The 15,034-nt window shown below is 63.5% G+C and carries 12 protein-coding genes; 7 read left to right on the top strand and 5 right to left on the bottom strand.

Annotated elements, in window-relative coordinates:
- The first annotated feature begins 37 nt into the window (after positions 1-37).
- On the top strand, positions 38-4,900 hold the full coding sequence (locus tag OU419_RS19865) for an NAD-glutamate dehydrogenase (protein ID WP_254474899.1): 4,863 nt from the start codon (positions 38-40) through the stop codon (positions 4,898-4,900).
- 297 nt (positions 4,901-5,197) lie between these two features.
- On the opposite strand, the gene OU419_RS19860 is transcribed toward OU419_RS19865, so the two are convergent.
- Positions 5,198-5,413, bottom strand: coding sequence for a hypothetical protein (locus OU419_RS19860; protein WP_254474901.1), 216 nt, complete (start codon positions 5,411-5,413; stop codon positions 5,198-5,200).
- Between the two features lie 200 nt (positions 5,414-5,613).
- Between OU419_RS19860 and OU419_RS19855 the strand changes: the two genes are divergently transcribed.
- Positions 5,614-6,144 (top strand): hypothetical protein, encoded by a 531-nt coding sequence (locus OU419_RS19855; protein ID WP_254474902.1) that lies wholly within the window; start codon positions 5,614-5,616, stop codon positions 6,142-6,144.
- Here OU419_RS19855 and OU419_RS19850 read toward each other — a convergent pair.
- Entirely contained in the window at positions 6,135-6,398 is a 264-nt protein-coding gene (locus tag OU419_RS19850; RefSeq protein WP_254474905.1) for a hypothetical protein, read from the bottom strand. The two genes, OU419_RS19855 and OU419_RS19850, sit on opposite strands and share 10 nt — an antisense overlap.
- A complete protein-coding gene (locus tag OU419_RS19845; protein ID WP_254474907.1) occupies positions 6,395-6,604 on the bottom strand; it encodes a helix-turn-helix domain-containing protein in 210 nt (69 codons plus the stop codon). The genes OU419_RS19850 and OU419_RS19845 overlap by 4 nt, the downstream gene beginning before the upstream one ends.
- A gap of 222 nt (positions 6,605-6,826) precedes the next feature.
- Here OU419_RS19845 and OU419_RS19840 point away from each other — a divergent pair, with 222 nt between their 5' ends.
- On the top strand, positions 6,827-7,144 hold the full coding sequence (locus OU419_RS19840) for a hypothetical protein (RefSeq protein ID WP_254474909.1): 318 nt from the start codon (positions 6,827-6,829) through the stop codon (positions 7,142-7,144).
- 13 nt (positions 7,145-7,157) lie between these two features.
- Here the strand turns inward: OU419_RS19840 and OU419_RS19835 are convergent, their stop codons facing one another.
- Positions 7,158-8,039 carry a DUF6685 family protein gene (locus OU419_RS19835; protein ID WP_254474910.1) on the bottom strand — a complete coding sequence of 294 codons (882 nt, stop codon included), beginning with the start codon at positions 8,037-8,039 and terminating at the stop codon, positions 7,158-7,160.
- Positions 8,040-8,188: 149 nt separating this feature from the next.
- Between OU419_RS19835 and OU419_RS19830 the strand changes: the two genes are divergently transcribed.
- Positions 8,189-8,410, top strand: coding sequence for a DUF2835 domain-containing protein (locus OU419_RS19830; RefSeq protein ID WP_254474911.1), 222 nt, complete (start codon positions 8,189-8,191; stop codon positions 8,408-8,410).
- 53 nt (positions 8,411-8,463) lie between these two features.
- Positions 8,464-9,489: a quinone-dependent dihydroorotate dehydrogenase gene (locus OU419_RS19825; RefSeq protein WP_254474912.1), complete on the top strand. Its 1,026-nt coding sequence runs from the start codon at positions 8,464-8,466 to the stop codon at positions 9,487-9,489.
- A gap of 98 nt (positions 9,490-9,587) precedes the next feature.
- Here the strand turns inward: OU419_RS19825 and rmf are convergent, their stop codons facing one another.
- Positions 9,588-9,806: a ribosome modulation factor gene (gene rmf, locus OU419_RS19820; RefSeq protein WP_254474913.1), complete on the bottom strand. Its 219-nt coding sequence runs from the start codon at positions 9,804-9,806 to the stop codon at positions 9,588-9,590.
- 485 nt (positions 9,807-10,291) lie between these two features.
- Here rmf and rlmKL point away from each other — a divergent pair, with 485 nt between their 5' ends.
- Together rlmKL and OU419_RS19810 are read left to right on the top strand one after the other, a co-directional pair.
- Positions 10,292-12,475, top strand: a complete 2,184-nt coding sequence (rlmKL, locus tag OU419_RS19815) for a bifunctional 23S rRNA (guanine(2069)-N(7))-methyltransferase RlmK/23S rRNA (guanine(2445)-N(2))-methyltransferase RlmL (RefSeq protein ID WP_254474914.1) — start codon at positions 10,292-10,294, stop codon at positions 12,473-12,475.
- Between the two features lie 115 nt (positions 12,476-12,590).
- Positions 12,591-15,005, top strand: coding sequence for a sensor domain-containing diguanylate cyclase (locus tag OU419_RS19810; RefSeq protein WP_254474915.1), 2,415 nt, complete (start codon positions 12,591-12,593; stop codon positions 15,003-15,005).
- The last annotated feature ends 29 nt before the right edge of the window (positions 15,006-15,034 follow it).

Here is a 15,034-nt window from a genome sequence, read left to right as displayed (position 1 = left end):
CTCAATCCCAATAATTCGAGCCAAGCGGAGTAACACCATGGCGTTCTTCACCGCAGCCAGCAAAGCCGACTTCCAGCAACAACTGCAGGCGGCCCTGGCGCAGCACGTCGGCGACAAGGTGCTGCCACAAGTAGCCCTGTTCGCCGAGCAGTTCTTCGGCCTCATCTCCCTCGACGAATTGACCCAGCGCAGGCTGTCCGACCTGGTCGGTTGCACCCTGTCTTCCTGGCGCCTGCTGGAGCGCTTCGACCCCGCCCAGCCCGAAGTCCAGGTCTACAACCCCGACTACGAAAAGCACGGCTGGCAGTCCACCCATACTGCCGTACAGGTGCTGCACCCGGACCAGCCGTTCCTGGTCGATTCGGTGCGCATGGAGCTCAAGCGCCGTGGCTACAGCATCCACACCCTGCAGACGGTGGTGGTCAGCGTACGTCGCAACGCCAAGGGCGAACTGCTGGAGCTGCTGCCCAAGGGGTCCCACGGCGACGATGTGCGCCATGAGTCGCTGATGTACCTGGAGATCGACCGTGCCTCCCACGTCGGCGAGCTGCGTACGCTGGAGAAGAGCCTGCTCGACGTGCTGGGCGAGGTTCGCCTGGCGGTGGCTGACTTCCCGGCCATGCGCGCCAAGGCTGAGGAACTGCTGGCCTGGCTCGGCAAGTCGAAGTCCAAGGCCCGTGCCGAGGAAACCAGTGAGGTTCGCGCGTTCCTCGAATGGCTGCTGGACAATCACTTCACGTTCCTCGGTTATGAGGAATTCACCGTCGTCGATGAAACCGACGGCGGCCGCATGATCTACGACGAGAATTCATTCCTCGGCGTGACCAAGCTGCTGCGCACCGGCCTCAGCCAGCAGGAGCTGCATATCGAGGATTACGCGGTGGCCTATCTGCGCGAGCCGCTGCTGCTGTCCTTCGCCAAGGCCTCGCATCCCAGCCGCGTACACCGTCCGGCCTATCCGGACTACGTGTCGATCCGCGAAATCGACGCCAAGGGCAAGGTGCTCCGTGAGTTCCGTTTCATGGGATTGTTCACTTCCTCGGTTTACAACGACAGCGTCAGCGAGATCCCGTCGATCCGCGGCAAGGTGCTGGAAGTAGAGCGCCGCTCCGGCTTCGATGCCAATGCCCACCTGGGCAAGGAACTGGCCCAGGTGCTGGAGGTTCTGCCGCGCGACGACCTGTTCCAGACGCCGGTGGACGAGCTGTTCAGCACTGCGTTGGCCATCGTGCAGATTCAGGAGCGCAACAAGATCCGCCTGTTCCTGCGCAAGGACCCCTATGGTCGCTTCGCCTACTGCCTGGCCTACGTGCCGCGCGATATCTATTCCACCGAGACGCGGCTGAAGATCGAGCAGGTGCTGCGCGATCGGCTGAAGGCCAGCGATTGCGAGTTCTGGACTTTCTTCTCCGAGTCGACCTTGGCGCGCGTGCAGTTCATCCTGCGTGTCGACCCGAAGAACCGCATCGAAGTGGATGCCGCGCAACTTGAACAGGAGGCGATCCAGGCCTGCCGTTCCTGGCAGGACGACTATGCCGCGCTGGTGCTGGAAAACTTCGGCGAAGGGCAGGGCAACAATCTGCTGGAAGACTTTCCCAAAGGCTTCCCGGCCGGTTACCGCGAGCGTTTCGCCGCGCACTTCGCGGTGGTCGACCTGCAGCACCTGTCCAGCCTGTCGGAGAAGCGTCCGCTGGTGATGAGCTTCTACCAGCCGCTGGCTCAGGGCGAGCAGCAACTGCACTGCAAGCTGTATCACGCCGACTCTCCGCTGGCCCTGTCGGATGTGTTGCCGATCCTGGAGAATCTCGGTCTGCGCGTTCTCGGTGAGTTCCCCTATCGCCTGCACCACGCCAATGGCCGCGAATACTGGATCCACGACTTCGCCTTCACCTACGCCGAGGGCCTGGACGTCAATATCCAGGAACTGAACGAGACACTGCAGGATGCCTTCGTCCACATCGTCAGCGGCGATGCGGAGAACGATGCCTTCAACCGCCTGGTGCTGACCGCCGGCCTGCCGTGGCGCGACGTGGCGCTGCTGCGTGCCTACGCGCGCTATCTCAAGCAGATCCGCCTGGGCTTCGACCTGGGTTACATCGCCAGCGCGCTGAACGCTCATGTCGACATCGCGCGTGAATTGGTGCGGCTGTTCAAGACGCGCTTCTACCTGGCACGCAAGCTCACCGCCGAGGACCTGGACGACAAGCAGCAGAAGCTGGAACAGGCCATTCTGGCGGCGCTGGACGATGTCCAGGTACTCAACGAAGACCGCATCCTGCGGCGCTACCTCGACCTGATCAAGGCGACCCTGCGCACCAACTTCTACCAGCCGGACGCAACCGGACAGAACAAGAGCTACTTCAGCTTCAAGTTCAATCCCAAGGCGATCCCGGAAATCCCGCGTCCTGTGCCCAAGTACGAAATCTTCGTCTACTGCCCGCGCGTGGAAGGCGTGCACCTGCGCTTCGGCGACGTGGCTCGTGGTGGCCTGCGCTGGTCCGACCGCGAGGAAGACTTCCGTACCGAAGTGCTGGGTCTGGTGAAGGCGCAGCAGGTCAAGAACGCGGTGATCGTGCCCACGGGCGCCAAGGGCGGCTTCATCCCGCGTCGCCTGCCGCTGGGCGGCAGCCGCGATGAGATTCAGGCCGAGGCCATCGCCTGCTACCGCATCTTCATTTCCGGTCTGCTGGACATCACCGACAACCTCAAGGAAGGCAAGGTCGTACCGCCGGCCAACGTGGTGCGCCATGACCCGGACGACCCCTACCTGGTGGTGGCGGCCGACAAGGGCACCGCGACCTTCTCCGACATCGCCAATGGCATCTCCGCCGAGTACAACTTCTGGCTGGGCGACGCCTTCGCCTCCGGCGGCTCTGCAGGCTATGACCACAAGGGCATGGGCATCACCGCCCGCGGCGGCTGGGTCTCTGTGCAGCGGCACTTCCGCGAGCGCGGCATCGATGTGCAGAAGGACAGCATCACCGTCATCGGCATCGGCGACATGGCTGGCGACGTGTTCGGCAACGGCCTGCTGATGTCGGACAAGCTGCAGATGGTCGCAGCCTTCAACCACATGCACATTTTCCTCGACCCCAATCCGGACCCGGCGTCGAGCTTCGCCGAGCGCCAGCGGCTGTTCAACCTGCCGCGTTCCAGCTGGGCCGACTACGATGCTTCGCTGATCTCCGCCGGCGGTGGCATCTTCCTGCGCAGCGCCAAGAGCATCACCCTGACGCCGGAAGTGCGTGCGCGCTTCGACATCGACGCCGAGCGTCTGACGCCCACCGAGTTGATCAACGCTCTGCTCAAGGCTCCGGTCGACCTGCTGTGGAATGGCGGCATCGGTACCTACGTGAAGTCCAGCAAGGAAACCCACGCCGATGTCGGCGACAAGGCTAACGACGGCCTGCGGGTGGACGGTCGCGATCTGCGCGTGAAGGTGGTGGGCGAGGGCGGCAACCTCGGCATGACGCAATTGGCACGGGTCGAGTACGGCCTGAACGGCGGCGCCTGCAACACCGACTTCATCGATAACGCCGGTGGTGTGGACTGCTCCGACCACGAGGTGAACATCAAGATCCTGCTCAACGAGGTAGTGGCCGCCGGCGACATGACCAGCAAGCAGCGCAACAAGCTGCTGGCGGAAATGACCGACCAGGTGTCCGACCTGGTGCTGGGCAACAACTACAAGCAGACCCAGGCGCTATCGCTGGCCGAGCGCCGTGCCCGCGAACGCATTGCCGAGTACCGTCGCCTAATGGGAGACCTGGAAGGTCGTGGCAAGCTCGACCGGGCCCTGGAGTTCCTGCCTGGCGACGAGGCGCTGGCCGAACGCGTGGCCGCTGGCCAGGGGCTGACCCGTGCGGAACTCTCGGTGTTGATCTCCTACAGCAAGATCGACCTCAAGGAGCAACTGTTGGGCTCGCTGGTGCCGGATGACGACTACCTCACCCGCGACATGGAGACGGCTTTCCCGCAGACACTGGTGGATACCTTCGGCACGGCCATGCGCAAGCACCGGCTGAAGCGCGAGATTGTCAGCACGCAGATCGCCAACGACCTGATCAACCACATGGGCATCACCTTCGTGCAGCGGCTGAAGGAGTCCACTGGCATGACGCCGGCCAATGTGGCGGGCGCCTATGTGATCGTGCGGGACATCTTCCACCTGCCACACTGGTTCCGTCAGATCGAGGCACTGGACTACCAGGTACCGGCGGACGTGCAGTTGACCCTGATGGACGAACTGATGCGCCTGGGCCGCCGGGCTACCCGCTGGTTCCTGCGCAGCCGCCGCAACGAGCAGGACGCCGCCCGTGACGTGGCGCACTTCGGTCCGCGCATCGCTGCTTTGGGGTTGAAGCTCAACGAGCTGCTCGAAGGGCCGACCCGCGAACTGTGGCAGGCACGCTATCAGGCCTATGTGGATGCAGGCGTGCCGGAGCTGCTGGCGCGCATGGTCGCCGGCACCAGCCATCTCTACACCTTGCTGCCCATCGTCGAAGCGGCGGATGTCACTGGCCGCGACCCGGCCGATGTGGCGCGCGCCTACTTCGCGCTGGGCAGCGAGCTGGAGCTGACCTGGTACCTGCAGCAGATCAGCTCCCTGCCGGTGGAAACCAACTGGCAGGCGCTGGCCCGCGAAGCCTTCCGCGACGACCTGGACTGGCAGCAGCGGGCAATCACCGTCTCCGTGCTGCAGATGCAGGACGGTCCCGCGGAGATCGACGCGCGTGTGGCGCTCTGGTTGGAGCAACATGCCCCGATGGTTGCCCGCTGGCGCGCCATGCTCACCGAACTGCGGGCTTCCAGCAGCACCGACTACGCGATGTACGCGGTCGCCAACCGGGAATTGCTCGACCTGGCGCAAAGCAACCAGCATGGCGTGTGCATTCCCTGACACCTGACTGGTTCGCTGGATGAAACAAAAGCCCCGCCTTGTGCGGGGCTTTTCCATTGCTAGCTTCGCAACGGAAGCGTCGCGTGCCTGAGCCGATGTCAGCCGCTGGATGAGAGGAGCGAAGCGATACCCAACGGGTATCACTCAAGCCTGTAGATCACTGTCGCAATGGGCTGCCAAGGACAGTTGTTCGTGCGCAGGCGCGGAGGTAACGAGCATGCCGCACTGCGATGGCATCGCAGGGGCGGGGATATCAGCGGCGGGAGTGACTACCGGGCAGGGCGGGCCTTCACCCGCTCAACTGCCACTGCGCCCATCCGCGTGCGGTTCGGTCAGCGCGCGGCGGTACTTGGCGTAGTAGTCGTCGGACAGGCTGCTGGCGCCGAGAATCTTCAGCGCGAAGGACTTCACCTGTTCGTCGCTGTAGGGCTGTTGTTGCGTTGCAGGCTGGGTACTGCAACCCGCAAGCCAGAGCGGTGTAATCAGGGTCAGCAAGGCAAGGGGGCGGTTCATCGGGTTTACCCGTAGAGTGGAGCAGGAATGGATGTCAGCCTATCAATCGCGCGGATCGGGCAAAAATCATCCCGTTCGATAGTGAGTATCGTTGTGGCGATTTCCGACTCGCCGACGCTGCGGAAGGTTCCCCGGCTGCGGTGTTTTCCTGCATTTGCGGATATCCTTCGCGGTCGTTCATCTCTACTCAGGATTTCCCCATGAAAGCGCAACTCGTCGAACTCCTCACGCTGATCAGCTCCGGCTGTCTGGGCGAGGCGGAGATCGAACAGATCGCCGACGAGGCCGCCCAGGCCTATGCCGATCCGGCGGCCTTCCTGCAGGCCAACCCGGACATCAACTACGACGACAGTTTCCCGATCCCGCTGGGTGAGTGGGTCGTGGTCGGCAGCCTGCCGGAAATCGTGCTGTTCCAGGGCGACAGCTACGAAGAGCTGTTCGGCGAGATTCGGGCGTCCTTCGATCCCAGCGTCAATTTCGTCCTGCAGGCCAAGCAGTTGCGCAAGATCGATGCCCTGACCGCTCTGAACCGCATCCAGACGCAACTCGGCGCGCTGTATCCGGAAAAGGGCGGCTACGTGCTGGTGGACTTCAGTGAGCCACTGGACGACGAACTGCAGTGCGTGCTGGTGTACCGCAACGATCTGGAACGCGTCATGGCGCTGTGCGTGGAGATCGGCATTCCGGCCGTGCCGGCGTACGACGCGGCACGCGAGGCCAGTCAGGAGTGATACGTGCGCACCGGCTTGAAGCGTGCGAGGTTGGCCGGTAGCCAGCGGTAGTAGAAGTGGAACCTGAACAGGCGCGGATGCCGGCAGACACAGAGTGTGCGGTCGCCTGACAGATCCGGCGGGTGCATCTCCAGCAATCCCATGTACTGGAACTCCCGCAATGCGGCGCATTCTTCGTCGTCGAGCAGGACCTGGCGGCCTCGTGCCAGGTCCGTCACGTGCTCGCAGAGGGCGTCCAGTGCCGCGTTGCTCATTTGCTCCGCTCGGTCTTCTGCACCAGTTCGCTGAGGTCGATCATCAGCTTCCCGCCGATCAATCGGGCGGGCAGCGCGCCGGAGTCGATCCAGCCCTCGATCACCGATATCCGGTGAGCCATGCCGATCAATTGGGCGAAACGCTCCAGCGTCAGGTAGTACTTCCCATTGGAAATATCCGGGGAGAACGGTTCTTCCACTTTCATGCTGCATCCTGCACCATCAGAAATACCTCGAATTCAGGCGTTCAAGCCCGGTTTCGACGGCTAATTTATCCTAATAGTTAGGTGTTTATGATGGGTTTTTCAATTTTCAGACAGGGATGACAAGTGATGAGGAAACGTTTCCTGTTCACTGCAGGAGAAAGACTACGGGCGCTTCGTGAGATCACTGGCCTGTCACGGCGCGAATTTGCTGATTCGGTCGGTATGAAAGAGAAGGACGTCGAAAATATCGAGTACAACTACCAGCGCATGCGTGACGAAGACTTCCAGAAAGTCTGCAGCGTCTACGAGGACTTCAGTCGCTGGATCACTTACGAAGGGCCGATCGACTCGACCTCGGTAACCTGGACCGTGGCGGATTCCGCCCAACGCGCGGCTATCTATCTGGTGGAGCGCAATCCCGCTCTGCTGGCGAACAGCGATATCTCCCTGGAGGAGTGGCAGGAGCGGCATAGCGAAGTGCTCGAAAGCCTTCGTGAGGAAGAGCAGCGGGTCGATGACGAGAACGAAACGCCGCAATGAGGGCGTTCGTTGTTCAGCCGGCGTGGCCGAAGCGCCGCAGGTAGCCTACCACGTCGGCGGCGCCCACCGAGCGCAGCCCCTCGCCGAAGGCGTTGGCCTCGGCGTGATCGCGCGGCAGCAACAGGCTCTCAGGGGTTTCGGTGTTGAACAGGCCGAAGCGCGCGTAGGGCATTCCGGTATCCAGCAGCAGCCCCATGAAGGCCGGGTCGCTCCAGGCGCGAGCGGGAATCGCGAGCATGTGGAAGTCGCGATCCAGCTCATCCAGAGCCGTCGAGTGCAGTTGGTAGCACTGCACCACCGCCGGAAGAGTGATCTCAAGGCCACGCCGCCGCGCATAGACCACGGCGTTGGCCATTTCGCAGGCATGGTTGTCGTCATCCCAGAACAGCCTCCCGCCATGCCAACTGGCGCGCCGCAATTGTAGCGGTGCCTTGCGCTCGAAGCCGGGCAGGGCGAGGCCGAGCACTTTGGTGAAGTCGTTGTAGCTGATGATCCGCACCTTGCGGCAACTGTCGCTCTGCGTCAGTTCTTCCAGCGTTGCCAGGGTGCTGTCCTGGTGTGTGCGGCTGCACAGGCCGTCCAGGCTGCGCAGGTCGAGGGCGGAATGCTCGTCGCGGTGACCGCTGACCAGGCGTTTGAGCAGTGCGTGGATGCGTGCCTTGTCTTCCTGTACCGGGCCGGACAGAGCGCCGCGGGGCAGGTCGATCAGGCGATACAGCGGAGCGCCGGACTGCCAGCCGATGCCGCCGGTGGGCGTATCGAGCGGTTCGAAGGGCAGAGCCAGGGTACGGCTGCGCCGCGCGACGTTATGAGTATCGGCGCCGCCAAGCCCCAAGCGCTGCGCAAGGGCGGCCAGGCGGCTGGTCAGGCTGCGGTGGCGAGTGGGGTGGCTCATGTTCGACGCAAGACTCCCGATGGCCGGATGGTCAGTGCAGGAAGCGCCGGAGCGGATGCGCGGCGAATTGCCTTAAGCATAGAAAACCCTGGCGCCGTTTGGCGCATGCGTTGTGGCAAAATTCTTCCCTTCACTCGGGGGAGGCCTCCATGACCTGCGTGCTACTGGACATCAGCCTGCCTGCGGACAGGCTGCAGGCCGTCTACCGCGGGCAGGCCAACCGCGTACTGGTGACCAGCCGCGATGGGCGGCGAATCAACCTGCCTGCCCATCATCTGCGTCGTTTCATGACGCATTCCGGGGTGCACGGCACCTTCGAACTGGAGTTCGACGACACGGGCCGCCTGCTGGCGTTGCGTCGCCTCGCCTGAGCGCCGGCCTGCCGGCTATAATAGCGCCCCATTTTGCCGACCGATGCCCGACCATGTACAGCCTGGCCCGTGAGCTCCTTTTCAAGCTTTCCCCGGAAACGTCCCACGAACTGTCCATCGACCTGATCGGTGCCGGTGGCCGTCTTGGCCTCAACGGCCTGTTCGCCAAGGCGCCGGCGAGCTTGCCGGTCAAGGTGATGGGGCTGGAGTTCGCCAACCCTGTCGGCCTGGCGGCGGGCCTGGACAAGAACGGCGATGCGATCGATGGTTTCGCACAATTGGGTTTCGGCTTCGTCGAGATCGGCACCGTCACGCCGCGGCCACAGCCGGGCAATCCCAAACCGCGCCTGTTCCGCCTGCCACAGGCCACCGCGATCATCAACCGCATGGGCTTCAACAACCACGGCGTCGATCACTTGGTTGAGCGGGTGAAGGCCGCCAAATATCGCGGCGTGCTGGGCATCAACATCGGCAAGAACTTCGATACGCCGGTCGAGCGCGCGGTGGACGACTACCTGATCTGCCTGGACAAGGTGTACGCCCACGCCAGCTACGTAACGGTCAACGTCAGTTCGCCCAATACCCCCGGCCTGCGCAGCCTGCAGTTCGGCGATTCGCTCAAGCAACTGCTCGAAGCTCTGCGTCAGCGCCAGGAAGACCTGGCCGTGCAGCACGGTCGTCGCGTACCGCTGGCGATCAAGATCGCCCCCGACATGAGCGACGAAGAGACCGCTATGGTAGCCGCAGCGCTGGTGGAGGCGGGCATGGATGCGGTGATCGCCACCAACACCACACTTGGCCGCGAGGGGGTGGAGGGGTTGCCGTTCGGTGAAGAGGCCGGCGGCCTGTCCGGTGCACCGGTGCGCGAGAAGAGCACTCACATCGTCAAAGTGCTGGCCGGCGAACTGGGTGGGCGCCTGCCGATCATCGCCGCGGGCGGTATCACGGAAGGTATTCACGCGGCGGAGAAAATCGCCGCCGGTGCGAGCCTGGTACAGATTTACTCCGGCTTCATCTACAAGGGCCCCTCGCTGATTCGCGAGGCGGTGGATGCCATCGCCGCGGCCAGGCGGGGCTGATGCCAGGCAAATGAAAAGGGCTCCTTTCGGAGCCCTTGGGCTTACGCCCTTTTCCGCCCGGATGGGGCGGCTTGGGGAAGTCGGTGTGATCCGTGGATTCAGCCTGTTGCGTGCTGCATCTGGTTCAGACGTTGAATACCGGCGGCGCCGGTCAAACCATCCCAGTTGTCGCCACGGCCCTCACGCCAGCCGTTGAGCCAGGATTGCCGAGTGGTCGGATGGGTAAACGGACAGAGGTCGCGAGATTTTCCAGTAATGCCGTGCTGATAACCGCGCAAAAAGGCTCTTTCCAACGGATCACGCTTAAGTCTTCTCATAGGGTGTAGCCCTCACTTGTTGACTGTTATGTCCCGTTGGCCCCCCAGGGAGGCCCGGCGGATCTTCCGCCAATGGGGCTCATTGCCGGCGTGACAAGCCCCGACCGCCACCATTGCGATGACGGGTTAAGCTGAGTTCTAACCAAAGCGTCAGGGGCTGTGAACAACCAATTTGTCATAAAGACTTAACTCTTATGGGTTCAAGCCATAAGTTTTTGCCTGTCGGGAAAGTGCCATCACGACGTAACCCGCAGGGTATGTGGAGTTGTGGCGGGTCAAGTTGAAAGTGTGTCTATTTGCGACTTTCTCTCATTCCGACGAGCGGGCCGGCAATGTGTGACCCGAGGTCGCAGACAGGTTGAACTATCTCCCCGGAAAATGAACATCCACGCTGTTCGCGGAAAGTCGACCGTGCGAATGGCCGAACGAGGCTCCCTGGCGGAGTCTCATTGAAAAAGACAGGGCTGCGGCCCGGGAATATGCATATGGCGGAACACTACGAACTTTTCCTGACCTGCCCCAAGGGGCTCGATGGCCTGCTGCTGGACGAGGCCCAGGCGCTCGGCCTGACCGAGGCTCGCGCGCAGGTGTCGGCGATACGCGGACAGGGCGACCTGGAGACGGCCTATCGCCTTTGCCTGTGGTCACGTCTGGCGAATCGGGTGCTGCTGGTGCTTTCGCGATTCCCGGTGAGCAATGCCGAAGATCTGTACATGGGTGTGAACGCCGTGCAGTGGAGCGACCACCTGGATGCCGGCGGTAGTCTGGCGGTGGAGTTCAGCGGCAAGGGCTCGGGCATCGACAACACGCACTTCGGTGCGCTGAAGGTCAAGGACGCCATCGTCGACAACCTGCGCGCCGAGTTTGGCCGGCGCCCGACAGTGGACAAGGTCAACCCGGACATCCGGGTGCACCTGCACCTGGACCGTGGGCAGGCAGTGCTGTCGCTCGACCTCTCCGGGCACAGCTTGCACCAGCGCGGCTACCGCCTGCAGCAGGGCGCCGCGCCGTTGAAGGAAAACCTTGCCGCCGCCGTGCTGATCCGCGCCGGTTGGCCGAAGATCGCCGCCGAGGGTGGTGCACTCTCCGACCCGATGTGCGGCGTGGGTACGTTCCTCATCGAGGCGGGCCTGATGGCTGCCGACGTCGCGCCCAACCTCAAGCGCGAGCGCTGGGGTTTCAGCAAGTGGCTCGGCCATGTGCCAGCGATCTGGAAGAAACTGGTGGAAGAGGCGCAACACCGCGCCGAAACCGGGTTGGCGAAGACGCCACTGTGGATTCGTGGTTATGAAGCCGATCCGCGCCTGATCCAGCCTGCGCGTAACAATATAGAGCGCGCCGGCCTCGCTGAGTGGGTGAAGATCTACCAGGGTGAACTGGCGACCTTCGAGCCTCGCCCGGACAAGGGCCAGAAGGGCCTGATCATCTGCAACCCGCCCTATGGCGAGCGCCTGGGTGACGAAGCCAGCCTGCTGTACCTCTACCAGCACCTGGGCGAGCGCCTGCGCCAGAGCTGCCTGGGTTGGAGCGCCGGCGTGTTCACCGGCGCGCCGGAACTGGGCAAACGCATGGGTATTCGTAGCCACAAGCAGTATGCATTCTGGAACGGCGCGCTGCCTTGCAAGCTGATCATGCTGGATGTGGAGCCCCGCCAGTTCGTGACCGGCGAGCGGGGTGAGCGCAGCGAAGCGACTGCCGCGCAGGGCCCGGCAGTGATCGAGCAGGCGCGCCTGAGCGAAGGCGGGCAGATGTTCGCCAACCGCCTGCAGAAGAACGTCAAGGCGCTGGGCAAGTGGGCGCGCAAGGAAAAGATCGAGTGCTATCGCGTGTATGACGCCGACATGCCCGAGTACGCCCTGGCCGTGGACCTTTACCGCGACTGGGCGCATGTGCAGGAATACGCGGCGCCCAAGTCCATCGATCCGGAGAAGGCGCAGACCCGTTTGCTCGACGCGCTCGCCGCGCTGCCGCAGGCGCTGGGCATTCCCACCGAGCGCATCGTGATCAAGCGCCGTGAACGCCAGACCGGCAAGAAGCAGTACGAGCGGCAGAACGCCGAGGGACGTTTCATGGAGGTCGGGGAAGGCGGCGTGAAGCTCCTCGTCAACCTCACTGATTACCTGGACACCGGACTGTTCCTCGACCACCGCCCGATGCGCCTGCGCATCCAGCGCGAGTCCCAGGGCAAGCGCTTCCTCAACCTGTTCTGCTACACCGCGACGGCGACCGTGCATGCGGCGAAGGGCGGTGCACGCAGCACAACCAGCGTCGACCTGTCGAAGACCTATCTGGACTGGGCGCGGCGCAATCTGTCGCTGAATGGTTTCTCCGACAAGCAGCGCCTGGTGCAGAGCGATGTGATGGAGTGGCTGCGGGAGGATCGCGGCGAATATGAGCTGATCTTCATCGATCCGCCGACCTTCTCCAACTCCAAGCGCATGGACGGCGTGTTCGATGTGCAGCGCGACCATGTCGAACTGGTCGATCTGGCAATGGCGCGCCTGGCCAAGGGCGGGGTGCTGTACTTCTCCAACAACTTCCGCAAGTTCGAGCTGGATGCAGGGCTGGCGGAGCGCTACCAGGTCGAGGAAATCAGTGCGCAGACGCTGGACCAGGACTTCGCGCGCAACAGCAAGATCCACCGGGCCTGGCGCATCAGCGTGCGCTGATTCGACCGATGCGCGGCCGGTAATGGCCGCGCATCGGTTCCTGTCTGGGCATTCTGCCATCAACTGCTATAAGGACTGGGTACTCCTCCCTCTGCCCTGAAAGCGGAAATCCCCCATGACCCAGTTGCCGGCCTTCGAGCAGTTGCCCGCCGCTCAGGGAGTCGTCAGCCAAAAGAAGGCTTTGCGCGCCGCCGGTCTCGTACTGGTCGCGGGGCTATTGCTGACGGGATTGCTGGGCTGGAATGTGTGGCGCAACGCGCGCATGGCGCTGGAACAGCAGTTCGCCCTGGCCGCCAACGAACGGATCGACCGGGTGCGCGAGCGGCTGACGTTGCAGCAGAGCGAGCTGGAGTCCGTCCGGCGGTTCTTCGAGAACTCCGACGATGTATCGCGTGAGGAGTTCGAGCACTTCGTCAGTCCTTTGCTCGGTGACACCCTGGGGTATGCCTGGCTGCCCAGGGTGGAGCAGCATGCGCGCGAAGCTTTCGAGGAGCGCGCCCATGTCGATGGGATGCTCGATTACCTGATCCATGAGCTGGATTCCCAGGGGCGGCCGGTCCCCGCGCAGGTGCGCGAGCGTTACTTTCCCGTTCTGTACGGTGCTTCCGAGTACTTGCAGGAGCTGCCACTGGGACTGGACCTGAACTCTACCGAGTCGGGCCGCGAGCTGACGCAGCAAGTGCTCACCGAGCGGCAACTGGTGGCCTCGATACCGGTGATTCTCCCGGGCGCGCCGCCTGCGGATGCCGCTGGCGTACTGCTGGCCGCGCCCTTCTACCCACGGCCCGCCTTGCTCGGGCCAACGGCGGAAACCCGCGCCGGCTTGCAGGGCATTCTGCTGGCGGCGATCAGCTATCGCCTGCTGATCGAGCAGGGCATGGATGCGGACAGCCTGGCGCAACTGGCGCTGACGCTCAGAGACAGTGCGGATCAGCGTGCGGATGTTCCCTTGTATCGCAGCGCAGTGTTGCCTGTTCAGGCGGCGGAACTGGTGGCGGAGCGGCACCTGGATTTTGCCGGGAGGGATTACCTGATCCGTATCGAGCCTTCCGCCGACTTCCTCAAGCGCAATCAGGGGGATCCACAGTTCTGGGTAGTATTGGGTGGCACGTTGACTTCGTTGCTGCTGGCCGGCTACGTGCTGACGCTGTTGAGCCAGCGACAGCGCGCGCTGCAGCTGGTAGCCGAGCGTACCGCCGAGCTGCGCGCCAATCAGCTGGAGCTGCAGGAGAACCAGGCGCGCCTGCATTTTGCCATGGATAGTGCCGGACATGGCGTATGGGACTGGAATGTGGACCTGGGCAAGGTGTTCTACTCCCACGCCTGGAAGGCGATGCTGGGCTTCCGCGATGGCGAGATCGGCACGACTACCGATGAGTGCCTGCGCCGGATCCACCCGGATGACCAGACGGCGCGTTGCGAAGCGCTGCAGCGGCATCTGCGCGGCGAGGCACCGTTGTATCAGAGCGAGCACCGGCTGCGTTGCAAGAATGGCCGCTGGCTATGGGTGCTGGATCGCGGGCAGGTAATGGAGCGGGCCGCGGATGGCGCGCCACGGCGCATGATCGGCACCCAGACCGATATCAGTTCGCGCAAGGCGGCGGAGCTGGAGCTGGGCGAGGTCAACAATCGCCTGCATGGCCTGCTGGACGCGGCGACCCAGGTGGCCATCGTTTCTACCGATCTGCGCGGTTTCGTGCGCAGTTTCAATGTTGGCGCCGAGCGCATGTTTGGTTACAGCGCGCGGGAGGTGCTTGGCCGGCCGGTACCGGAGAATGTGTTCGTAAAGGATGAGATTCGCCGCCGGGCCCATGATCTGTCGCAGGCGCTGGGGCGGGAGATCCGGGGGTTCGAAGTGGTGGGCGCGCTGGTCGGCGAGGGGCACGAGGAGCACGAGTGGACTTGTTTGCGGCGCGATGGCCGACAGCTCAAGGTCAACCTGATCATTACCGGCGTGCGGGATTCATCCGGTGGGTTGATCGGGTACCTGGGCATCGCCACCGACGTGACCCTGCGCAAGGAAGCGGAGCTGGAATTGCGCAGGCTCTCGGTGACCGACGCGCTGACCGGGGTACACAACCGCCGGTATTTCCGCGAGCAACTGGAGCTCGGCATGGCCCGCTGCTCACGCAGTGGCGAGCCGCTTTCGCTGGTGATGTTCGATATCGACCACTTCAAGGACATCAACGACCGCTTTGGCCACGAGGCGGGCGACACCGTTCTGGTCACGCTCTGCCAGCGTGTCGCGCAGCGCTTGCGCAAGGTGGACGTATTCTGCAGGTTGGGCGGCGAGGAACTGGTGGTGCTCTGCCCCGGCAGTTCGCTGGAGCAGGCCGCTCGCCTGGCCGAGGCGCTGTGCGAAGCGTTGCGTAGTCACTCGATTGAGGGGATTGGAGTGGTGACGGCCAGCTTCGGCATCGCCGGCTGGGTCGCTGGCGAAAGCGCCGATGACCTGATGCGCAAGGTGGACCGGGCGGTGTATCGCGCCAAGCGGCTGGGCAGGGATCGCGTTGAGCGGGACGAGGGGTAGCGGGCCCCGACTTGCGCCGGGGCCGCTGG

It is taken from the genome of Pseudomonas triclosanedens (genome assembly GCF_026686735.1).
Classification (GTDB): domain Bacteria; phylum Pseudomonadota; class Gammaproteobacteria; order Pseudomonadales; family Pseudomonadaceae; genus Pseudomonas; species Pseudomonas triclosanedens.
Note: the sequence above shows the minus strand (reverse complement) of the source record. Positions and strands in the feature narration are given on the sequence as shown.

Bases quoted from the DNA above. Each gene is read 5' to 3' on its own strand.
- rlmKL (WP_254474914.1), top strand. From the start codon at position 10,292: ATGGCGGAACACTACGAACTTTTCCTGACCTGCCCCAAGGGGCTCGAT.
- OU419_RS19850 (WP_254474905.1), bottom strand. From the start codon at position 6,398: ATGAGCAACGCGGCACTGGACGCCCTCTGCGAGCACGTGACGGACCTG.
- OU419_RS19840 (WP_254474909.1), top strand. From the start codon at position 6,827: ATGAAAGAGAAGGACGTCGAAAATATCGAGTACAACTACCAGCGCATG.
- OU419_RS19830 (WP_254474911.1), top strand. From the start codon at position 8,189: ATGACCTGCGTGCTACTGGACATCAGCCTGCCTGCGGACAGGCTGCAG.
- OU419_RS19835 (WP_254474910.1), bottom strand. From the start codon at position 8,039: ATGAGCCACCCCACTCGCCACCGCAGCCTGACCAGCCGCCTGGCCGCC.
- OU419_RS19825 (WP_254474912.1), top strand. From the start codon at position 8,464: ATGTACAGCCTGGCCCGTGAGCTCCTTTTCAAGCTTTCCCCGGAAACG.
- OU419_RS19855 (WP_254474902.1), top strand. From the start codon at position 5,614: ATGAAAGCGCAACTCGTCGAACTCCTCACGCTGATCAGCTCCGGCTGT.
- OU419_RS19810 (WP_254474915.1), top strand. From the start codon at position 12,591: ATGACCCAGTTGCCGGCCTTCGAGCAGTTGCCCGCCGCTCAGGGAGTC.
- OU419_RS19845 (WP_254474907.1), bottom strand. From the start codon at position 6,604: ATGAAAGTGGAAGAACCGTTCTCCCCGGATATTTCCAATGGGAAGTAC.
- OU419_RS19865 (WP_254474899.1), top strand. From the start codon at position 38: ATGGCGTTCTTCACCGCAGCCAGCAAAGCCGACTTCCAGCAACAACTG.
- rmf (WP_254474913.1), bottom strand. From the start codon at position 9,806: ATGAGAAGACTTAAGCGTGATCCGTTGGAAAGAGCCTTTTTGCGCGGT.
- OU419_RS19860 (WP_254474901.1), bottom strand. From the start codon at position 5,413: ATGAACCGCCCCCTTGCCTTGCTGACCCTGATTACACCGCTCTGGCTT.